The organism is Nesterenkonia halotolerans (genome assembly GCF_014874065.1).
GTDB lineage: Bacteria > Actinomycetota > Actinomycetes > Actinomycetales > Micrococcaceae > Nesterenkonia > Nesterenkonia halotolerans.
Genome location: NZ_JADBEE010000002.1, coordinates 710,162 through 731,165, shown reverse-complemented (window position 1 = coordinate 731,165; position 21,004 = coordinate 710,162). Strand labels below are relative to the sequence as shown.

The 21,004-nt window shown below is 64.2% G+C and carries 13 protein-coding genes and 3 rRNA genes; 1 reads left to right on the top strand and 15 read right to left on the bottom strand.

The features are described from left to right. Nucleotides 1-62 precede the first annotated feature (62 nt). From rrf to H4W26_RS13515, 9 genes are all read right to left on the bottom strand, one after another. Nucleotides 63-179 (bottom strand): 5S ribosomal RNA (rrf, locus tag H4W26_RS13555). 282 nt (nucleotides 180-461) lie between these two features. Beyond that, nucleotides 462-3,574 (bottom strand): 23S ribosomal RNA (locus H4W26_RS13550). Nucleotides 3,575-4,035: 461 nt separating this feature from the next. Further along, a 16S ribosomal RNA gene (locus H4W26_RS13545) occupies nucleotides 4,036-5,560 on the bottom strand. The 16S, 23S and 5S rRNA genes sit together here, the layout of an rRNA operon. A gap of 717 nt (nucleotides 5,561-6,277) precedes the next feature. Then, a complete protein-coding gene (gene tyrS / locus H4W26_RS13540) occupies nucleotides 6,278-7,624 on the bottom strand; it encodes a tyrosine--tRNA ligase (protein WP_192592718.1) in 1,347 nt (448 codons plus the stop codon). A gap of 16 nt (nucleotides 7,625-7,640) precedes the next feature. After that, nucleotides 7,641-9,905, bottom strand: coding sequence for a HelD family protein (locus H4W26_RS13535; protein ID WP_225940151.1), 2,265 nt, complete (start codon nucleotides 9,903-9,905; stop codon nucleotides 7,641-7,643). 143 nt (nucleotides 9,906-10,048) lie between these two features. Further along, the gene (locus tag H4W26_RS13530) at nucleotides 10,049-10,762 is read right to left on the bottom strand and encodes a DNA-3-methyladenine glycosylase (protein ID WP_192592716.1); all 714 of its coding nucleotides are present in this window, start codon (nucleotides 10,760-10,762) and stop codon (nucleotides 10,049-10,051) included. A 79-nt stretch (nucleotides 10,763-10,841) separates the two neighbouring features. Continuing rightward, on the bottom strand, nucleotides 10,842-11,591 hold the full coding sequence (locus tag H4W26_RS13525) for a lytic transglycosylase domain-containing protein (protein ID WP_192592715.1): 750 nt from the start codon (nucleotides 11,589-11,591) through the stop codon (nucleotides 10,842-10,844). A gap of 17 nt (nucleotides 11,592-11,608) precedes the next feature. Beyond that, complete coding sequence (gene argH / locus H4W26_RS13520) at nucleotides 11,609-13,087, bottom strand: argininosuccinate lyase (RefSeq protein ID WP_192592714.1); 1,479 nt, start codon at nucleotides 13,085-13,087, stop codon at nucleotides 11,609-11,611. Beyond that, nucleotides 13,087-14,325 (bottom strand): argininosuccinate synthase, encoded by a 1,239-nt coding sequence (locus H4W26_RS13515; protein WP_192592713.1) that lies wholly within the window; start codon nucleotides 14,323-14,325, stop codon nucleotides 13,087-13,089. Before H4W26_RS13515 ends, argH begins: the two co-directional genes overlap by 1 nt. 164 nt (nucleotides 14,326-14,489) lie before the next feature. Here H4W26_RS13515 and H4W26_RS13510 point away from each other — a divergent pair, with 164 nt between their 5' ends. Next, a complete protein-coding gene (locus tag H4W26_RS13510; protein WP_192592712.1) occupies nucleotides 14,490-14,948 on the top strand; it encodes an ankyrin repeat domain-containing protein in 459 nt (152 codons plus the stop codon). A 72-nt stretch (nucleotides 14,949-15,020) separates the two neighbouring features. Here the strand turns inward: H4W26_RS13510 and H4W26_RS13505 are convergent, their stop codons facing one another. From H4W26_RS13505 to argC, 6 genes are read right to left on the bottom strand one after another with little or no spacing between them, the layout of a single operon-like run. Beyond that, nucleotides 15,021-15,521 (bottom strand): arginine repressor, encoded by a 501-nt coding sequence (locus tag H4W26_RS13505; RefSeq protein ID WP_192592711.1) that lies wholly within the window; start codon nucleotides 15,519-15,521, stop codon nucleotides 15,021-15,023. 1 nt (nucleotide 15,522) lies between these two features. Beyond that, complete coding sequence (argF, locus tag H4W26_RS13500; RefSeq protein ID WP_192592710.1) at nucleotides 15,523-16,497, bottom strand: ornithine carbamoyltransferase; 975 nt, start codon at nucleotides 16,495-16,497, stop codon at nucleotides 15,523-15,525. After that, nucleotides 16,494-17,708: an acetylornithine transaminase gene (locus H4W26_RS13495; RefSeq protein WP_192592709.1), complete on the bottom strand. Its 1,215-nt coding sequence runs from the start codon at nucleotides 17,706-17,708 to the stop codon at nucleotides 16,494-16,496. Before H4W26_RS13495 ends, argF begins: the two co-directional genes overlap by 4 nt. Continuing rightward, entirely contained in the window at nucleotides 17,705-18,649 is a 945-nt protein-coding gene (gene argB, locus H4W26_RS13490) for an acetylglutamate kinase (protein WP_192592708.1), read from the bottom strand. Before argB ends, H4W26_RS13495 begins: the two co-directional genes overlap by 4 nt. Before the next feature lie 30 nt (nucleotides 18,650-18,679). Beyond that, nucleotides 18,680-19,879: a bifunctional glutamate N-acetyltransferase/amino-acid acetyltransferase ArgJ gene (gene argJ / locus H4W26_RS13485; RefSeq protein WP_192592707.1), complete on the bottom strand. Its 1,200-nt coding sequence runs from the start codon at nucleotides 19,877-19,879 to the stop codon at nucleotides 18,680-18,682. After that, nucleotides 19,876-20,907 carry an N-acetyl-gamma-glutamyl-phosphate reductase gene (gene argC / locus H4W26_RS13480; RefSeq protein ID WP_192592706.1) on the bottom strand — a complete coding sequence of 344 codons (1,032 nt, stop codon included), beginning with the start codon at nucleotides 20,905-20,907 and terminating at the stop codon, nucleotides 19,876-19,878. The genes argJ and argC overlap by 4 nt, the downstream gene beginning before the upstream one ends. Nucleotides 20,908-21,004 lie beyond the last annotated feature (97 nt).

Sequence of the window (21,004 nt, the reverse complement as noted above, 5' to 3'; positions counted from 1 at the left end):
TGTCTGGGTACAGGTGAAGCCCGGTCCCACGAATGGGGACCGGGCTTCAACCCTTAAATTGTGTCCGGCGGCGACCTACTCTCCCACACACTCCAGTGTGCAGTACCATCGGCGCAGTGGGCCTTAGCTTCCGGGTTCGGGATGGGACCGGGCGTTTCCCCCACGCTATGACCGCCGTAACTCTAGAACAACACCGCATCCCACACCACCACACACACCACTACTGGTGCTTACTGTGGTGGGGTACCACGATGTCGTAAACCTAAACTCACAACAACACTCTTCACTTATACACACCCCAACAATCACTTGCCGGGGGGTGTGGTCTGACCTGACCCACACCACCCACGGGCTCATCAAAGAGCCCCCAGGTGTTATGGGGTTGTTGGCAGAGAACCGCCTAGTGGACGCGAACACGCAGTGTTCCAATGAAACTTCACCGAGCACCACAAATTGATGTGTGGTGTAAGTGATCGGCTTATTAGTACCAGTCAGCTTCACGCATTGCTGCGCTTCCACATCTGGCCTATCAACCCAGTAGTCTAGCTGGGAGCCTTCACACCCGAAGGTGACGGAGATCTTATCTTGAAGCCGGCTTCCCACTTAGATGCTTTCAGCGGTTATCCATCCCGAACGTAGCTAATCAGCGGTGCACTTGGCAGTACAACTGACACACCAGAGGTTCGTCCGTCCCGGTCCTCTCGTACTAAGGACAGACCTTCTCAAATCTCCTGCGCGCGCAGCGGATAGGGACCGAACTGTCTCACGACGTTCTAAACCCAGCTCGCGTACCGCTTTAATGGGCGAACAGCCCAACCCTTGGGACCAACTCCAGCCCCAGGATGCGACGAGCCGACATCGAGGTGCCAAACCATGCCGTCGATATGGACTCTTGGGCAGGATCAGCCTGTTATCCCCGAGGTACCTTTTATCCGTTGAGCGACGGCCCTTCCACACGGTGCCGCCGGATCACTAGTCCCAACTTTCGTTCCTGCTTGAGCTGCCGCTCTCACAGTCAAGCTCCCTTGTGCACTTACACTCGACACCTGATTGCCAACCAGGCTGAGGGAACCTTTGGGCGCCTCCGTTACTCTTTAGGAGGCAACCGCCCCAGTTAAACTACCCACCAGGCACTGTCCCTGGACCCGATCAGGGCCCGAAGTTAGATGCCTAACAACACCAGAGTGGTATTTCAACGATGACTCCACAACCACTAGCGTGGCCGCTTCACAGTCTCCCACCTATCCTACACAAGTGATGTCAAACACCAATACCAAGCTATAGTAAAGGTCTCGGGGTCTTTCCGTCCTGCTGCGCGTAACGAGCATCTTTACTCGTAGTGCAATTTCGCCGAGTCCACGGTTGAGACAGCGGGGAAGTCGTTACTCCATTCGTGCAGGTCGGAACTTACCCGACAAGGAATTTCGCTACCTTAGGATGGTTATAGTTACCACCGCCGTTTACTGGGGCTTAAATTCAGAGCTTCGCCACAAGTGGCTAACCCTTCCTCTTAACCTTCCAGCACCGGGCAGGAGTCAGTCCGTATACATCGTCTTACGACTTCGCACGGACCTGTGTTTTTAGTAAACAGTCGCTTCCCCCTGGTCTCTGCGACCACCACCAGCTCACCAAAGCAAGCCTGGATCACCAGGGTGGTCCCCCTTCTCCCGAAGTTACGGGGGTATTTTGCCGAGTTCCTTAACCGTGGTTCTCTCGATCGCCTTAGTATTCTCTACCTGACCACCTGTGTCGGTTATGGGTACGGGCGGTACAAGCCCTCGCGCCGATGCTTTTCTTGGCAGCATAGGATCACTGAATCCCCCACCAAAGTGGGGGCCCATCAAGTCTCACCCATATAACAAGTCCCGGATTTACCTAGGACTCGGGCTACATTCTTAGACCCAGACAACCATCGCTGGGCTCAGCTACCTTCCTGCGTCACACCTGTTAATACGCTTGGCTCCCCGGTTCAGGTCCTGCGCTCCTCGTACACGTCAGATCCTCGAAAGGACCTGCTCTAGCACGATTCGGGCAGTTAGTATCACCAGATCACCATGGGCGGTCTTATACCGGTACGGGAATATCAACCCGTTGTCCATCGACTACGCCTGTCGGCCTCGCCTTAGGTCCCGACTAACCCAGGGCAGATTAGCTTGACCCTGGAACCCTTAGTCATTCGGCGGACACGTTTCTCACGTGTCTTTCGCTACTCATGCCTGCATTCTCACTCGAACACACTCCACAGACGAGCTTACGCTGCTGCTTCACCGCAGTGTTCGACGCTCCCCTACCCATCCAGTCCGCAAGGGACTAAATGCCACAGTTTCGGTGGTGTGCTTGAGCCCCGCTACATTGTCGGCGCGGAATCACTTGACCAGTGAGCTATTACGCACTCTTTCAAGGGTGGCTGCTTCTAAGCCAACCTCCTGGTTGTCTAAGCAACTCCACATCCTTTCCCACTTAGCACACGCTTAGGGACCTTAACTGGTGGTCTGGGCTGTTTCCCTCTCGACCATGAAGCTTATCCCCCACAGTCTCACTGCTGCGCTCTGACTTGACCGGCATTCGGAGTTTAGCTGACGTCAGTAACCTTGTAGGGCCCATCGGCCATCCAGTAGCTCTACCTCCGGCAAGAAACACGCAACGCTGCACCTAAATGCATTTCGGGGAGAACCAGCTATCACGGAGTTTGATTGGCCTTTCACCCCTACCCACAGCTCATCCCCCCAGTTTTCAACCTAGGTGGGTTCGGTCCTCCACGCGCTCTTACACGCGCTTCAACCTGGCCATGGGTAGATCACTCCGCTTCGGGTCTAGACCCAGCGACTCAAACGCCCTATTCAGACTCGCTTTCGCTACGGCTTCCCCACACGGGTTAACCTCGCCACTGAGCACTAACTCGCAGGCTCATTCTTCAAAAGGCACGCCATCACACCCCTAAAGGATGCTTTGACGGATTGTAGGCACATGGTTTCAGGTACTATTTCACTCCCCTCCCGGGGTACTTTTCACCATTCCCTCACGGTACTGATTCACTATCGGTTAGTAGGTAGTATTTAGGCTTACCAGGTGGTCCTGGCTGATTCACACAAGATTCCTCGAGCCTCGTGCTACTCGGGATACATCTACAGGCCGGCGGAACGCATTACGACTACGGGACTCACACCCTCTACGGCGAAGGACTCAACCTTCTTCGTCTATACGCCCGCACCTCAACCCTGAGGACTGGTAGATCCTCAACGAAATGTCCCACAACCCCGATCACGCAACCCCTACCAGGTATCACACGCAACCGGTTTAGCCCCATCCGCTTTCGCTCGCCACTACTCACAGAATCACTACATTGTTTTCTCTTCCTGTCGGTACTGAGATGTTTCACTTCCCGACGTTCCCTCCAACCGGTCTATACATTCAACCGGTGGTCACACACCATCACAGCATGCGGGGTTTCCCCATTCGGAAATCCTGGTATCAACGCTCGGTTATCAACTCCACCAGGCTTATCGCAGATTCCCACGTCCTTCATCGGCTCCTACTACCAAGGCATTCACCATGCGCCCTAAAACACTTACGACCGCCATCACAGTAGCTGCGATGACACTCAAAATTAAGCGCTCGACTAAAAATTGACACAAAAAACACTGACCACACCAAAGGCGTGACCAGCATGATTCGAGTATTTTGTTCAAAAGAACAAAGATGCTCGCGTCCACTATGCAGTTCCCAAACAACAACCCCCACCACCATCACCAACCCCGAAAACGGGGCCGGCTACCTGAAGCCGAGGGCCAGATCATGAAACAACCATTGTTGTCTCAGGACCCAACAGTGTGCCAAGCACCATACACAAAAGCACCAGCTCTCTTCCCGACCCGTGAAACCACAACACTCAAAAGAGCGCTGAAGACGGGCGTACCGGAGAAACCAGTGCCAAGTACATGATGACGATTCGTTGATATTCCACCCTTGAGCAAACCACCAGTCACACGAACGGCGACATGAAGTGGCGGACCCGACTCGGGTCCAGCTCCTTAGAAAGGAGGTGATCCAGCCGCACCTTCCGGTACGGCTACCTTGTTACGACTTAGTCCCAATCGCGAGTCCCACCTTCGACGGCTCCCCCCACAAGGGTTAGGCCACCGGCTTCGGGTGTTACCCACTTTCGTGACTTGACGGGCGGTGTGTACAAGGCCCGGGAACGTATTCACCGCAGCGTTGCTGATCTGCGATTACTAGCGACTCCAACTTCACGAAGTCGAGTTGCAGACTTCGATCCGAACTGAGACCGGCTTTTAGGGATTAGCTCCACCTCACAGTATCGCAACCCATTGTACCGGCCATTGTAGCATGCGTGAAGCCCAAGACATAAGGGGCATGATGATTTGACGTCGTCCCCACCTTCCTCCGAGTTGACCCCGGCAGTCTCCCATGAGTCCCCACCATAACGTGCTGGCAACATAGGATAGGGGTTGCGCTCGTTGCGGGACTTAACCCAACATCTCACGACACGAGCTGACGACAACCATGCACCACCTGTGAACCGACCCCGAAGGGAAACTGCATCTCTGCAGCGGTCCGGTCCATGTCAAGCCTTGGTAAGGTTCTTCGCGTTGCATCGAATTAATCCGCATGCTCCGCCGCTTGTGCGGGCCCCCGTCAATTCCTTTGAGTTTTAGCCTTGCGGCCGTACTCCCCAGGCGGGGCACTTAATGCGTTAGCTACGGCGCGGAAAACGTGGAATGTTCCCCACACCTAGTGCCCAACGTTTACGGCATGGACTACCAGGGTATCTAATCCTGTTCGCTCCCCATGCTTTCGCTCCTCAGCGTCAGTAACAGCCCAGAGACCTGCCTTCGCCATCGGTGTTCCTCCTGATATCTGCGCATTTCACCGCTACACCAGGAATTCCAGTCTCCCCTACTGCACTCTAGTCTGCCCGTACCCACTGCACACCCGGGGTTGAGCCCCGGGCTTTCACAGCAGACGTGACAAACCGCCTACGAGCTCTTTACGCCCAATAATTCCGGATAACGCTCGCGCCCTACGTATTACCGCGGCTGCTGGCACGTAGTTAGCCGGCGCTTCTTCTGCAGGTACCGTCACTTGCGCTTCTTCCCTGCTGAAAGCGGTTTACAACCCGAAGGCCGTCATCCCGCACGCGGCGTCGCTGCATCAGGCTTTCGCCCATTGTGCAATATTCCCCACTGCTGCCTCCCGTAGGAGTCTGGGCCGTGTCTCAGTCCCAGTGTGGCCGGTCACCCTCTCAGGCCGGCTACCCGTCATCGCCTTGGTGAGCCTTTACCTCACCAACAAGCTGATAGGCCGCGAGTCCATCCAAAACCGATAAATCTTTCCACCAGCACCCCATGCGAGGACTGGTCGTATCCGGTATTAGACCCAGTTTCCCGGGCTTATCCCAGAGTTAAGGGAAGGTTACTCACGTGATACTCACCCGTTCGCCACTAATCCAACCGTGCAAGCACGGTCTTCATCGTTCGACTTGCATGTGTTAAGCACGCCGCCAGCGTTCATCCTGAGCCAGGATCAAACTCTCCATTAAAAAATTAATAAGAGATCAGCATCCACACCCAACAATAAGAAGAACCAGACCTTGCCAGAAAAACAAGGCCCTCACGATTCCACCATCATTGATCACAGACACCGGAATGAATCCTTGGCTAAATTTGCGATCATCACCACGGGGGTGGTAATGTCGCTGTTATAACCAAATAAATAATTTGGTATCAACAAACTTGGCACACTATTGAGTTCTCAAACAACAACCGCTACCGGCACCATCAAGAAGAATATGTTTTCCTGAATCGCTCCGAAGCAACTTTTCAAGCTTACCAACAAGCTTTCGCTTCGTCAATTCGATATTTCCATCGAGTTTCTCGATGAACGCATCAGAATCTTTGACGCCAGACCGTTCCTTGATCTTCGTTCCTGCAAGAGCTGCTGGAGCGAAGCCGAACTCGTCGTCTGCGCGGTTCTCAACTCTACGTCCTGGTGTCTGACTGAGTCAACTCGAGGCTGACCCAGGTTCCACACCGTTTCACCGGAGTTTCGAACCCTTCCCCGAACGAATCGGTGAAGGAAAGCTATGTGGTTTTCAATATCTGCTCGGCCGCTGCGGTCCGCTTCACGCTTTTCCGCTGCGCCCTTAAGCACGAGATAGAACTTTACACAGACTCATCGGGCCGTGCAAACCAAATCCGGTGCGACCTCCGTCACACGCCTGGATGCCTGTGACCTGGGGGTTTTGAGGTCCTGCCGCTCAGGAGCGGTGGACGAGTGCGAGGTTCTTCTTGCCCCGACGGACCAGCAGGAACTTCCCGTGCAACCAGCTCGAACTGTCCAGCACGGCGTCGCCGTCGTCGATCTTTTCGTTGTTGATGTAGGCCCCGCCATCCTTGATGGCCCGGCGCGCTTCACCATTGGACTTGACCAGTCCGGTGTCGACCAGCAGCCGCACGGCAGTGGCTTCGTCTGCGGGCACGGTCGCGCTGGGCAGCTCCGCGGAGACCGCGTGCAGCGTGGGTTCATCAATCTCCCCCAGCTCTCCGCGACCGAAGATCGCCGCCGAAGCGTCGATGACTTTGCGGGTGGCGTCTTCTCCGTGCACCAGGGAGGTGACATCCCAGGCCAGAGCGCGCTGGGCCTCGCGCTTGAAGGGTTCTTCCTCCACGGCCCGCTCGAGCTCCGCGATCTGTTCGCGGGTGCGGAAGGTGAAGACCTTGAGCCGATCGATGACATCGGCATCGGACTGGTTGAGCCAGAACTGGTAGAACGCATACGGCGAGCAGAGCTCGGAGTCCAGCCAGATGGCGTTGCCCTCGGACTTGCCGAACTTGGTCCCGTCAGAGTTGGTGATCAGCGGGGTGCCGAGTGCATGGACCTGCGCGTTCTCCGCACGGCGGACCAGCTCGGTGCCGGAGGTCAGATTGCCCCACTGGTCCGATCCGCCGAACTGCAGCGTGCAGCTGTACTGGCGGAACAGCTGCAGGTAGTCGAAGCCCTGCAGGATCTGGTAGCTGAACTCCGTGTAGGAGATGCCCTCGTCGGAGTTCAGCCGCTTCGCCACGATGTCCTTCTTGATCATGGTGCCGACCCTGAAATACCTCCCGATGTCGCGGAGGAACTCAATGGCGGTGACGCCCTGGGTCCAGTCCAGGTTGTTGACCATGGTCGCACCGCTCTCCCCGTCGAAGGAGATGTAGTGCTTGATCTGCGTGCGCAGCGAATCCACCCACTCAGCAACGACCTCCGGGGTGTTCAGGGTGCGTTCACTCGAGGGGCGCGGGTCCCCGATGAGCCCGGTGGATCCGCCCACGAGCGCCAGCGGCCGGTGCCCGGCGAGCTGGATGCGACGCATGGTCAGCAGCTGCACCAGATGACCCAGGTGCAAAGAGGCAGCCGTGGGATCAAAGCCGCAGTAGTACACGATCGGCTCTCCCGAGAGGGCCCGCTCCAGAGCCTCTTCATCCGTGGAGACCTGGACCAGCCCGCGCCAGTTCAGCTCCTGCCAGACATTCTCGAAGCTTGCGTCGTTGCGCTGGTCGGCCAGCGCCGGGTTCGTGGATTCGAGGCTCGTCTGGGTCACAGCAGGTACGTTACCAATCATCTCGGGCTGAGTTGCGCTAGAACCCGGCGGGAAGCTCCCGCGCCGCCACGACGTGCAGCGCATGAGTGGGACGGGTGAGCGCGACGTAGAGGCTGCCGACTCGACCGGCCGTCTCCTCAAGGATCTCGGCGGGCTCGACCAGGACCACGGCGTCGAACTCCAGGCCCTTGGCCTCGTCGGCAGAGAGGGCGAGGATGTCCTCGGTCAGTGAGCCCGCTCCCCTGCCCACTCGAGAACCGAACTGGCTCACCAGCGCCCGACGGGTCGCACCGAGCAGACGCTCCGGGACGATCGCGGCGACCAGGCCCTCCCCCACACGCTCGTGCTCGGCGCCCACGGCTGCCGTCGCGGCGGAGATCAGCTGATCGGTCTCGACCTTCTCCACCACCGGCGGGTAGTCGCCTTCACGGACCGTGCGCAACGAGGTGGTGGTGAGCCCATTGGCCGCGGCCACCCGCTCCGCCAGCTCCACGATGGTGCCGGGGGTGCGGTAGTTGACGGTGAGCTCCTCCACGCGCATCCGCTCCCCCACGAACGGCTCCATGGCCTCCTGCCAGCTCGAGGCCGCGGAGGGCGAGGAGCCCTGGGCGATGTCCCCGACGATGGTGAAGGACTTCAGCGGGCAGCGGCGCATCAGCACGTGCCATTGCATGGGCGAGAGCTCCTGCGCCTCGTCGACCACGACATGGCCATAGGTCCAGGTGCGGTCGACCTGCGCCCGTTCCGCGGCGGTGAGCCGGGGCCCGGTCTCGGTGTTCATGTCCACCACGGCCTGGGCGTCGAGGAAGCCCTCGATGCCCATCTCCTCCAGCTGCGGGGTGGCGTTCTCCACCGCGCGCTGCGCGTTCTCCAGTGAGCGGGCCTGGGCGGCCTTCTGCCGTGCGGCCTCGCGCCCTGCGGTGACGTCGAGGGCACCGAGGAGTTCGGCTGCTTCATCGAGCAGCGGCACATCGGCGGTGGTGAAGTCGGCACCGGGCTCGCGCCGCAGCCGCTCGCGCTGCGCCGGGCTCAGCTGCGGGGCCACATCGGCGAGGTAGTCGGGCTTCGCGAAGAGGTCCTCCAGGAGACCCTGCGGGCTGCGCGGCATCCAGCACAGGTTCAGCAGCACCCGCACGTCCCGGGCGCTGCGCACATCCTCGGTCAGATAGGACCGGTCGGCCTCATTGCCCTCGGAGCGCTTTTCGATGATGCGCTCGAGCTTCTCGGCGATCTCTTTGACCAGGACCTTGACGAAGGTGGTGCGTGCTTCGTTGTAAGGCTTGCCGGTGGCCCGTGCCCGCTCCAGCGCCCGGTTGACCATCTTGGGGGTGACGCCCACTCGGGTGCCGTCCACGGTGACATCGCGGACGTCGGGGATGGTGCGCTGCCGGTGCCTCACCGCCGCGGCGATGATCTGCACCCAGTCCAGCCGTCCCTTGAGCTCTTCGACCGAGGGGTCCTTCTCCTCGATGCCGCGCACCCCGGGAAAGAGCTCGGAGAGCGAGGACAGCACCACACCGGTCTCACCCAGCGAGGGCAGGACGCGGTCGATGTAAGACATGAACGTGGAGTTGGGACCCACGATCAGCACGCCGGCAGACTTCAGCCGGTCGCGGTTGCTGTAGAGCAGGTAGGCGGCGCGGTGCAGCGCGACGGCGGTCTTGCCGGTGCCGGGCCCGCCCTGGACCACCATGACCCCGGGCATGCCGGCGCGGATGATCCGGTCCTGCTCGGACTGGATGGTGGCGACGATGTCGCCCATCTGTCCGGTGCGCCGAGCAGTCAGCGCGGCGAGCAGCGCGCCGTCGCCGTGGTTGTGGCTGTCTTCTTCCAGCATGGAGGCATCCAGCACATCGTCTTCCACACCATGGACCTCGCGCCGCTTCAGCAGCAGATGACGACGACGTCGGACCCCCTGCCGTTCGAAGGCGGTGGCCTGGTAGAAGACTCCGGCCTCGGGGGCACGCCAATCGAGCATCAGCCGCTGGTGATTGGCGGCGGTGAGGCCGATGCGTCCGATGTACCGGCATTCTCCGGAGTCGTGGTCGAGCCGTCCGAAGACCAGGCGATCGTCCACGGCGTTGAGCTGTGCCAGACGGTCCTCATACATCGCGGCGAACGCGTCGCGTTCGGAGGCGTTCTGCATGGTGCCGCTGGATCCCACGCTGCGCACCTTTGCGAGCTGGACCTCTTTCTCGGCGCGCAGCTCATCGAGGCGGGAGTAGAGCAGGCCGACGTACTCCCGCTCCTCCTCCACTCCGGCTTCGAGGCCGGGCACAGGGATGTCGTTGTCTTCGGGCATCATCTCGGCCGTGGTCGAGGAATGTGAGTCACTCATCAAGCAGCGCAGCTCTCCGTCGCGAATTTGCTGACCATCGATCATACCTCTATTCGGGTGAACCGGAGGTGACGTGCTTCTCAGCGACTGTCAGCCGGTGTCCCCCGCTAGGTGCTGATCTCCACCGGGACGTCACGTCCGGCGCGGTAGGCCGAGACCGTGGGGTCGGCATCGAGCCAATAGCGCCATGGATAGCGCGTGCTGCCGCCGGCTCCGGAGACGCCGACCCGGGGTCCGCTGCGGACCTGCTGCGAAGCGACCGGGGCGGCCGGCGGGACCAGCGTGAAGTCCACCGCGTCGAGACCGGCCGGGACTCCGGAACCCACCGGGGCTGCGCCAGCTGGTTTGTCCGCAGGGTCTCCGGTGTGTGGGATGTCCACGGCCTGGGCATCCATGCGCAAGGTGATCCCGAGCCCCTGCCCCAGCCGTCCGGGGCCCGAGAGCAGCTTTGCCCCGGTGTCGCGGCCACCCCGCCGTTCGATGGCCAGTTCGCGTCCCTGCAGCACCTCGCCGGCACGCAGCAGGACCCCGCCCGCGGTCCCTTCGCTGTTGCAGGCCAGGTTCAGACAGCGGTGGATTCCGTAGTTGAGGTAGACGTAGGTGTGCCGCGGCGGTCCGAACAGCGCCGCGTTGCGGGCGGTCTTGCCGTTGTAGCTGTGCGCACCCGGATCTTCTCCCTGGTCCCCGTAGGCCTCCACCTCGGTCAGCCGCACGCGGACCGTCCCGTCAGCCGTGGCGACGGTGAGCTCACAGCCCAGCAGGGCCGGCGCCAGCACGGTGGCGTGGGCGTCGAACAGAGAGCTCAGCTGCGCAGAATCCATCCATCCATGATGGCAGAGGACCACTCTGCGGCCGACCGGACCGCACCCGGGCCCAGGCGTGCCTAGGGAGGCGGAAGGCTCAGGACTCGTTCGGGCTGACGTAGTCCTGCGCGTAGGCGGCGACGTCGTTGACGTATTCCACCGACTGGTTATACGCGACGACGGCGTCCACCCAGCCTTCGTCCGTGGTCAGCTCTCCGCCGCTTTCGCACAGGTAGACCGCGGCGGTGAGCGCGGCGTCGTCGAACTGGTGGGGATCAGCCTGGCCGTCGCGATTGCCGTCCTGGGCGTAAAGCTCCCAGGTCACCGGAATGAACTGCATCGGCCCCACCGCGCGGTCCCACTCGGAGTCCCCGTCTAGGGCGCCTCCGTCGGTGTCGGGGATCTCCGCGAATCCGGGGCCGCCGTCCAGCGGGACACCGATGATCTGCGGGGAGACCTGACCATCCTGCTGGACCTGTGAGTCCGCGTAGGTGCCGTGCTGGGACTCGACCTGACCGATGCCTGCGAGGGTGTTCCAGCCGAGTCCGCAGTCCGGCCGCGTCTGGCCCACCAGTAGGGCGGCTCCGCTGTAGGCGGCCAGGGCACGCTCCGGGATGCCCGTGCGCTCGGCCACCGCAGCGAGCCACTCCTCGTCGGCGAGCTCGGCGATCGGAACCCACGGCTCCCCTGCTTCGGGCACCTGCGCGGGCTCGGCAGGTTCGGGGGTCCGCTGATCCGGGGCGTCCGGGTAATCCGGTGCCGGGGACTCTCGTGGCTGCGCGCAGCCGCTGCTCATGAGCAGAACCGCCCCGGCCAACACGGCCAGGGCGGTTCGGATCGCGCTCATGCGCTGGGACTCATCGCTCAGCTGACGCTGTCCGGACCGACATTGCTGCCTGCGGAAGCGATGAACTCCTCGATGGGCTGCAGCTGTGACTTGAGCTCCGCCAGCTGCTCGGTGACTGCCGTGGGAGCCGTGCCGCCACGCGAGGACCGGGAGTTCAGCGACCCGAAGGTGGTGAGCACCTCACGGACCGCAGGGGTCAGCTCCGGGGAGATCCCTGCCAGCTCCTCGTCGGTGAGGTCCCAGAGTTCGACGTCGCGGGACTCAGCGATTCGCACCGCCTCACCCGAGAGCTCGTGGGCCACGCGGAACGGCACGCCCTGGCGGACCAGCCATTCGGCGATGTCGGTGGCCAGCGCGAATCCGCGGGGGGCGAGCTCGGCCATCCGTTCGGTGTTGAAGTCCAGCGTGGCGATCATGCCGGAGACTGCGGGGAGCAGCAGCTCCAAGGTGTCCACCGCGTCGAAGAGCGGCTCTTTGTCCTCCTGCAGGTCGCGGTTGTACGCCAGCGGAAGGCCCTTCAGCGTGGCCAGCAGCCCGGTCAGATCGCCGATGAGCCGTCCGGACTTTCCGCGGGCGAGCTCTGCGACGTCCGGGTTCTTCTTCTGCGGCATGATCGAGCTGCCGGTGGAGAACGCGTCATCGAGTGTGACGAAGCTGGCCTCCTTGGTCGCCCAGAAGATGATCTCCTCGCTGATCCGCGAGAGGTCCACCCCGATCATGGCGCTGACCCAGGAGAACTCCGCGTAGACATCGCGCGCGGCGGTGCCGTCGATGGAGTTCCAGGCGGCCTGGTGGAAGCCGAGCTCCTCCGCCACGTGCTGCGGATCCAGGCCCAGCGAGGATCCTGCGAGGGCTCCGGAGCCGTAGGGCGAGGTGGCGGCCCGCTGGTCCCAGTCCAGGATCCGCTGCAGGTCTCGCAGCAGCGCCCATGCGTGGGCCAGCAGGTGATGGCTCAGCAGCACCGGCTGGGCGTGCTGCAGGTGGGTGCGTCCTGGCATGGGAGCATTCGGGTGCGTCTCCGCCTGGCCGATCAGCGCTTCGATGGTTCCCAGCACGCCGGCGCCGATGACTCGGGCATGGTCGCGCAGGAACATCCGACCCATGGTGGCGATCTGGTCATTGCGTGAGCGACCGGCGCGCAGCTTCCCGCCCAGGTCCTCACCGGCACGTGCAAGCAGTCCGCGCTCCAGCGCACCGTGCACGTCCTCGTCGCTGGCAGCCGGCCCGAAGGCTCCAGAGAGCACGTCGGTCTCGAGCTGGTCGAGGGCGGCCAGCATGCCGTCTCGCTCCTGGTCGGTGAGCAGCCCGGTGCGGTGCAGCACCCGGGCGTGGGCGCGGGACCCGGCGATGTCATAGCGGGCCAGCCGGAAGTCGAAGTGCGTGGACTTGCTCAGCGCTGCGAGCGCGTCGGCGGGACCGGTGGCGAACCTTCCGCCCCAGAGCGCTCCCTCGTTGGTGCCGTGCTTGCCTTCGGCTGATCCCGGGTCCTGCGCCATCAGCGGTCCAGGCTGCCGAGGCCGGAGAAGTCCGGCTTGCCGTGGATGCGCTGCTCGCGCTGGGAGGCCACCTTGGAGGAGAGTCCGAAGATGTCGATGAATCCGCGGGCGCTGGACTGATCGAAGGCATCGCCGGCGTCGTAGGTGGCCAGGCTGAAGTCATACAGGCTGGTCTCGGAGCGGCGACCCTGCACCGTGGCGCGACCGCCGTGCAGCTCCAGGCGGATTTCACCGGAGACGTACTTCTGGGTCTCGTCGATGAACGCGTCGAGGTTGCGCTTGAGCGGGGAGAACCACTGGCCGTCGTAGACCAGCTCGGTCCAGCGCTGGTCCACGGTCTTCTTGAACCGGGCCTGCTCGCGCTCCAGGGTGATGTTCTCCAGCTCGCGGTGCGCGGCGATCAGTGCCATCGCGCCGGGAGCCTCGTAGATCTCGCGGGACTTGATGCCGACCAGGCGGTCTTCGACGATGTCGATCCGACCGATGCCCTGGGCGCCGGCGCGGCGGTTGAGCTGCTCGATGGCCTCCAGCGCGGTCACGGTCTGACCATCCAGTGCCACGGGCACGCCCTGGTCAAAGGTGATGTTCACGACGTCGGGTGCTGGCGGGAAGGAGGGATCCTCGGTGTAGTCGTAGACGTCCTTGGTGGGGCCGTTCCAGATGTCTTCCAGGAACCCGGTCTCCACGGCGCGACCCCAGACGTTTTGGTCGATGGAGAAGGGGTTCTTCTTGGTGGTCTCGATCGGCAGGTTGTGCTTCTCGGCGTATTCGATGGCCAGCTCACGGGTCAGCGCGAGGTCGCGGACCGGGGCGATGCACTTGAGCTCGGGGCCCAGGGTCTGGATGCCCACCTCGAAGCGGACCTGGTCGTTGCCCTTGCCGGTGCAGCCGTGGGCCACGGTGGTGGCGCCGAACTGCTGGGCGGCGGCGACGAGGTGCTTGGTGATGACTGGGCGCGAGATCGCCGAGACCAGCGGGTAGGAGTCCATGTAGAGGCCGTTGGCCTTCAGCGTGGGCATGCAGTACTGATCGGCGAACTCGTCGCGGGCGTCGGCGACATAGGCCTCGACGGCGCCGCAGTCCAGGGCGCGCTGACGCACGGTCTCCAGGGACTCACCACCCTGTCCCACGTCGACGGCGACGGCGACGACCTCCTGGCCGGTGGCTTCGGCGATCCAGCCGATGGCCACGGAAGTGTCGAGGCCGCCGGAATAGGCGAGAACAATACGATCAGTCACAGCGGATCTCCTTGAAGAACGGAATTTTGGCTCGGGAACACTCTACATAATTATTCGCATGTCTGCATAAACTCGAGATCGGCGAGCGGGACTCGCTGCCAGGCTATCCGTTCCACGACAATCCCGTCGGTGCCCCCGGCACGGGCTCAGATAGACTTGCGGCCATGTCACAAGACTCCCACCACTCGGCCGATGCCCCGGAGAACCAGCAGCCCATCGACGGCGGCGCCCCTGAGCTGACCGAGGAGCAGATGGAGTTTCTTGCCTCGATGTTCGATGTCGCGCGCTCGGGCAAGTCCGAGGAGCTTCTGGACCTGGTCGATCGGGGCCTGCCGGTGAATCTGACCAACGACAAGGGCGATTCACTGCTCATCCTCTCGGTCTACAACGACCACACGGACCTCGCGAAGGGCCTGCTCGCCCGCGGCGCTGATGTGCACCGGATCAATGATCGCGGGCAGACGGCCCTGGGCTGTGCCGTCTTCCGGCAGAACGAGGAAGCCACGAAGGCGCTGCTGGAGGCCGGTTCCGACCCGCACCTGGGGCGGCAGAGCGCCTACGCCGTGGCAGAGATCTTCGGCCTTGATGCCATGCGCGCCGTCCTCGACGCGCACCAGAGCTGAGCCGCGCACCAGGGCTGAGCCGCGCGCCGGGATGGGGCGGCGCGCCCGGCTGAGCCGCGCACCAGAGCTGAGTTAGCTGCGCCCCTCGGCGAATCCGGTGAACCTGTCGGCGACGGCGGCTCCCCCGGTCGGGCTGGTGGTGACCACCATGATCGTGTCATCACCGGCGATGCAGCCGAGCACCTCGGCCAGGCCGGCGTGATCCACGGCGCTGGCCAGGAACTGTGCGGCTCCCGGAGGGGTGCGCAGGATGACCAGGTTCGCACTGGGCTCGGCCGAGACCAGCAGGTCCTTGCACAGCGCGATCAGCCGCGCCGTCGTCGTCGCCTCGGTCTGATCCGCCTGGAGCTCCCGGTCATGCCCGTCGGAGGGCACCGCGTAGATCAGCGAACCCTGCGCCCCGCGCACCCGCGCGGCACCGATCTCCTCCAGATCCCGGGACAGCGTGCCCTGGGTGACCGTGACCCCGGCGTCGGCCAGGCGCTGGGCGAGCTCGGCCTGGGAGCGCACCGAGGACCGGGTGATCAGCTCGCGGATCTTGGCGTGCCGCGCGGTCTTCGTGGTCGGGGTCATCTCAGCGCAGCCCGGCGCGGACGAGCCGCTCGGTCTCGGCGTCGGCGAGCCCGGACTCCACCAGCAGCCAGGCCATCAGCGCCTTCTGCGCGTGCAGCCGGTTCTCGGCCTCGTCCCAGACCATCGACTGCGGACCATCGAGGACCTCGGCACTGATCTCCACCCCGCGGTAAGCAGGCAGGCAGTGCAGGACGACGGCGCCGGGTGCTGCCTGTGCCATGGCGGCGGCATCCACCCGGTAGTCGCCGAAGAGCGCCAGCCGGGCCTCCTTCTCCTGTTCCTGGCCCATGGAGATCCAGGTGTCGGTCGCGACCACATCGGCTCCGCGCAGCGCCTCGGCGGGGTCACTGGTGATCAGCACGCTGCCGCCGGTCTGTGCGGCGCGCTCCTGGGCGGCGTCGATGATGCGCTGTTCCGGCAGGTAACCCTCCGGTCCGGCGATGCGGACGTCCATGCCGGCGTTGACCCCGGCGAGGAGATAGGAGTTGGCCATGTTGTTGGCCGCGTCGCCCAGGTAAGCCAGGGAGCGGCCCTGCGTGGCGCCGAGCTGCTCGCGCACGGTGAGCAGATCGGCCAACAGCTGGCACGGGTGGTAGTCATCCGAGAGCGCGTTGATCACCGGGACGCTGCTGTAGGCGGCCATCTCCTCGAGTCCCGACTGCGCGTAGGTGCGCCAGATGATCAGGCTGACCATCCGGTCCAGCACCCGGGCGGTGTCCGCGATGGTCTCCTTGTGTCCGAGCTGGGATTCTCCGGGATTGACCACCAGCGGAGCGCCGCCCAGGGCGGAGATGCCTGCGGCGAAGGAGAACCGGGTGCGCGTGGAGGTCTTGTCGAAGAACACCGCGGCGGTCTGCGGTCCTGCCAGCGGTGTGATGGCGTAGGGGTCCGCCTTCATCGTGGCAGCGAGGGTGAGCACCTGATCCAGCTCGGCCGGGCTGAGGTCGAGATCGGTGAGGAAATGGCGGACGGTCATGAGGTGCTCCTGCGGTGGATCTCGGGAAGGGCGTCGATGAAGCGCTGGATCTGCTCGGTGGTGATGATCAGCGGAGGGGCCAGGCGCAGCGTGGTGGGGCCGGTCGCGTTGATGATGAATCCGGCCTCCAGGGCGGCGGCCACCATGGCTGGCGCCGGCGCGCTGGCTGCTCCTGCGGCGATCTCGAGGCCGATCAGCAGGCCGTGGGCGCGGACCTCCGTGACGAAGTCCAGCTCCTCGAGCCGCTCTCGGGCATACGCGCTGACCTCGCGCACGTGGGCGAGCAGGTTCTGGGACTCGATCACCTCCAGCGTGGCCAGGGCGGCCGCGGTGGCGGCGGGGTTTCCGCCGAAGGTCGTGCCGTGCTGTCCCGGGTTGAGCAGCGAACTCGTGTGCTCGCCGAAGGTCAGCATCGCGCCGATGGGGAATCCGCCGCCGAGCCCCTTGGCGAGCGTCATCGCATCAGGGATCACGGCAGCGCTCTGCGCCGGCGCAGAGGCGAACCAGGTGCCGGTGCGGCCGACGCCGGTCTGGACCTCGTCGAAGATCAGCAGCGCCCCGGCGGCCCGGGTGATCTCCCGGGCCTGCTCCAGGTATCCGGCCGGGTGCCCGCGCACTCCGGCCTCCCCCTGGACGGGTTCGATGATGACGGCCGCCACGGTCTCATCCACAGCGGCACTCAGCGCCTCGGCATCTCCGGCGGGGACCCATTCCACTCCGCCGGGAAGCGGTTCGAACGGCTCGCGATAACTGGGCTTATGGGTCATGGCCAGCGCACCCATGGTCCGTCCGTGGAAGCCGTGCTCCAGCGCGATGATGCGCGGCCTGGATCCACCGCCGTGCCGGCGAGCAAGTTTGAACGCGGCCTCGTTGGCCTCGGTGCCGGAGTTGGTGAAGAAGGCCTTGGAGCCCGACGGCGCGTGGGCCAGCTCCAGCAGCTTCTCGGCCAGTCCGATCTGCGTGGGGCTGGTGAAGAAGTTCGAGATGTGCCCCAGCGTGTTCAGCTGTTCCGCGACGGCGCGGGTGAGCCCTGGGTGCGCATGACCCAGCGCGTTGACCGCGATCCCGGCCAGCAGGTCCAGGTACTCGCGTCCATCCGCGTCCCAGACGGTGACCCCGGAGCCGCGGACCAGCACCTTCTGCGGAGTGCCGAAGACCCCGAGCAGCGAATCGGTGTAACGGCTGAGCAGACCCTCGCCGTGGCCGCTCATGCGGTCTCCTCATCGGGCACGATCTGGGTGCCGACACCCTCGGTGGTGACGATCTCCAGCAGCATCGAATGCGGCTCGCGTCCGTCCACCACGTGGGCGCGCGGCACGCCGGCCTCCACGGCCTTCAGCGCAGCCGTCATCTTCGGGATCATGCCGGACTCGAGGCTGGGCAGCATGGCTCGCAGGTCGCTCGCGCTGAGCGAGGAGATCAGCGAGGACTTGTCGGGCCAGTTCGCGTAGAGGCCCTCCACGTCGGTGAGCATCACCAGCTTCGCTGCTCCCAGGGCGGAGGCGACGGCGGCGGCAGCAAGGTCGGCGTTGACGTTGAGCACCTCGCCGGTGGGCTGCGCGTCCGGCTGGTCAGAGTCGAACTCCGGGGCGATGGTGGAGATGACGGGGATGCGCCCAGCTGCCAGCAGGTCCTTGATCGCGTCCGGGTTCACGCCGGTGACCTCTCCGACCAGTCCCAGGTCGACCGTCTCCCCGTCGACCTCGACGCTGGTTCGCACGGCCTGCAGCAGGGCGGCGTCCTCACCGGAGAGTCCCACGGCATAGGGGCCGTGGCTGTTGATCAGCCCGATGAGCTGGCGTCCGACCTGGCCGGTGAGCACCATGCGGACCACGTCCATGGCCTCTGGAGTGGTCACCCGCTGGCCGGCGCGGAACTCCGACTCGATGCCCAGGGTCTGCAGCATCGCGTTGATCTGCGGTCCCCCGCCGTGGACGACCACAGGGTTGACGCCGACGTGGCGCAGAAACACCACGTCCTCGGCGAAGGCGCGGCGCAGCTCCTCGTTGACCATGGCGTTTCCACCGTATTTGATGACGATGGTCTCGCCGGCGAACTTCTGGATCCACGGCAGGGCCTCGACCAGGACGGCGGCCTTGTCACCGGCAGCGCTGAGGCTTCCGGCGTCGCGGGGTTTCAGGGTGGATGTCATCGGGTCCTCTGCGTGCTGGGCTGAAGGGGATCAGGTGGAGTAGGCGGAGTTCTCATGGACGTAGTCATGAGTCAGATCATTGGTCAGGATCGTGGCCTCCCGATCTCCTGCTTTGAGGTCGATGACCACCTTCACGTGGCGACCGCTGAGGTCCACGAGGGAGCGATCGTCTCCGATCCCGCCGGCCTGGCAGATCCAGACGCCGTTGACGGCGACGTCGATGGTGGTGGGATCGAAGTCCACGTCGGTGGTGCCGACGGCGGAGAGGATCCGGCCCCAGTTCGGGTCCTGGCCGAAGATCGCGGTCTTGAAGAGGTTGGACCGCGCCACGGAGCGCCCGGCGGTCTCGGCCTGCTCCTCGGTGGCCGCGTTGATCGTGGAGATCGCGATCTCGTGGTGGGCGCCCTCGGCGTCGGCGATGAGCTGTGTGGCGAGGTCCTGGCACACCTGGTTCAGCGCGGCCTGGAACTCCTCCAGGTCTACGCCGGAGGGGTCGGCGTCCGGGTGCGCCCCGGAGGCCATCGCGATCACGGTGTCGTTGGTGGACATGCAGCCGTCCGAGTCTGCCCGGTTGAAGCTGATCCGCACGGCTTCGCGCAGCGCGGCGTCGAGGTCAGGCTGGGGGATGACCGCGTCGGTGGTGACCACGGAAAGCATCGTGGCCATGCCGGGGGCAAGCATTCCCGCACCCTTGGCCATGCCTCCCACGGTGAACCCGGCGCCGTCGGCTGTGGAGACCTTCATGACCGAGTCCGTGGTCATGATCGCCTGAGCAGCCTGGTGCCCTGCGGTCTCCTGGGGGTCGAGCTGAGCCACGGCGGTGTCGATGCCGCTCAGCAGGGCGGGCATGTCCAGCCGCTCCCCGATGAGTCCGGTGGAGCAGACCAGCACGTCCCCGGCGGAGACGTCCGCGCCGCCGGCCTGCAGCTTCTCCGCCACCACCTCGGCAGTCTGATGCGTATCGGCGAAGCCCGGGGCTCCGGTGCATGCGTTGGCGCCTCCGGAGTTCAGCACGACGACGTCGGCGCGGCCATCGGCGATGGCCTGCTGGGACCACAGCACCGGCGCCGCGGCGACCCGGTTGGTGGTGAAGACTGCCGCTGCGTGCTTATCGGGACCCTCATTGCGCACCACCGCGACGTCGCGGGGCAGGGTGCCGTCGGCGGCGGCCGACTTGAGACCGGCAGCGACTCCGGCGGCGGTGAATCCTCGGGCAGCGGTGACGCTCATGGGGTGACTCCCAACAGGTTGAGCCCGGTGGCCTCCTCGAGACCCAGGGCGATGTTCATCGATTGCACGGCGCCGCCCGCCGTGCCCTTGGTCAGGTTGTCGGCGGCGGAGACGATGACGGCTCGCCCGGCGTGCAAGTCGACGGCCAGCTGCATGGTCACGTGGTTGGAGCCGATGACCTGCTTGGTGACCGGCCACTGGCCCTCGGGCAGCAGGTGGACGAAGGGCTCGGCGTCGTACTGCTGGTGGTAGGCGGCGCGCAGCTGCGCCTCGGTGGTGCCAGGGGCGAGCTTGGCCGTGGAGGTCGCGAGGATGCCGCGGGACATCGGCGCCAGGGTCGGGGTGAAGGAGATCTGGACCGGAACCCCGGCGGCATGGCCGAGGCCCTGCTCGATCTCTGGGGTGTGCCGGTGCACTCCCCCGACCCCGTAGGGACTCATCCCGCCGATGACCTCGGCGCTGAGCAGATGCGGCTTCAAGGACTTGCCCGCGCCCGAGGTGCCGGTGGCGGCGACGATGACGATGTCGGTGGGCTGCACCAGGCCTTCTGCCAGCGCAGGTGCCAGTCCGAGCATGATCGTGGTTGGGTAGCAGCCGGGCACGGCGATCCGCCGTGCACCGGCGAGCTTGGCCCGCTGACCCCGCAGCTCAGGGAGTCCGTAGGGCCAGGTGCCCTGGTGGGCGGAGCCGTAGAACTGCTCCCAGGCGGAGGCGGATTCCAGCCGGTGATCCGCCGCGGCATCGATGACGATGGTGTCCTCGCCGAGCTGGGCTGCGATCTCCGCAGAGGCGCCGTGCGGAAGCGTGAGGAACACGACGTCGTGGCCGGAGAGGTTCTCCGCCGTCGTGTCGCTGAGCACCCGATCGGCCAGCGGGATCAGCTGGGGCTGCAGGGTTCCCAGCCGCTCACCGGCGCTGGAATGTGCGGTGACGGCACCGATCTCCACCTCTGGGTGGCCCGCCAGCAGTCGCAGAACTTCTCCCCCGGCATAGCCCGAGGCTCCGGAGACGGCGATCTTATAGGTCATGGGCAGCAGTCTAATCGGATATATGCGGCTTCTCCAATATTTATGCACTCGGTTGGCCAGTGAACTTCGTCCTTGCAGGCCTGTGTTGGGTACGCTT

Bases quoted from the DNA above. Each gene is read 5' to 3' on its own strand.
- argC (WP_192592706.1), bottom strand. From the start codon at position 20,907: ATGACCTATAAGATCGCCGTCTCCGGAGCCTCGGGCTATGCCGGGGGA.
- H4W26_RS13535 (WP_225940151.1), bottom strand. From the start codon at position 9,905: ATGCCCGAAGACAACGACATCCCTGTGCCCGGCCTCGAAGCCGGAGTG.
- H4W26_RS13530 (WP_192592716.1), bottom strand. From the start codon at position 10,762: ATGGATTCTGCGCAGCTGAGCTCTCTGTTCGACGCCCACGCCACCGTG.
- argF (WP_192592710.1), bottom strand. From the start codon at position 16,497: ATGACCGTCCGCCATTTCCTCACCGATCTCGACCTCAGCCCGGCCGAG.
- tyrS (WP_192592718.1), bottom strand. From the start codon at position 7,624: ATGATTGGTAACGTACCTGCTGTGACCCAGACGAGCCTCGAATCCACG.
- H4W26_RS13525 (WP_192592715.1), bottom strand. From the start codon at position 11,591: ATGAGCGCGATCCGAACCGCCCTGGCCGTGTTGGCCGGGGCGGTTCTG.
- argH (WP_192592714.1), bottom strand. From the start codon at position 13,087: ATGGCGCAGGACCCGGGATCAGCCGAAGGCAAGCACGGCACCAACGAG.
- H4W26_RS13505 (WP_192592711.1), bottom strand. From the start codon at position 15,521: ATGACCCCGACCACGAAGACCGCGCGGCACGCCAAGATCCGCGAGCTG.
- H4W26_RS13510 (WP_192592712.1), top strand. From the start codon at position 14,490: ATGTCACAAGACTCCCACCACTCGGCCGATGCCCCGGAGAACCAGCAG.
- argB (WP_192592708.1), bottom strand. From the start codon at position 18,649: ATGACATCCACCCTGAAACCCCGCGACGCCGGAAGCCTCAGCGCTGCC.
- H4W26_RS13495 (WP_192592709.1), bottom strand. From the start codon at position 17,708: ATGAGCGGCCACGGCGAGGGTCTGCTCAGCCGTTACACCGATTCGCTG.
- argJ (WP_192592707.1), bottom strand. From the start codon at position 19,879: ATGAGCGTCACCGCTGCCCGAGGATTCACCGCCGCCGGAGTCGCTGCC.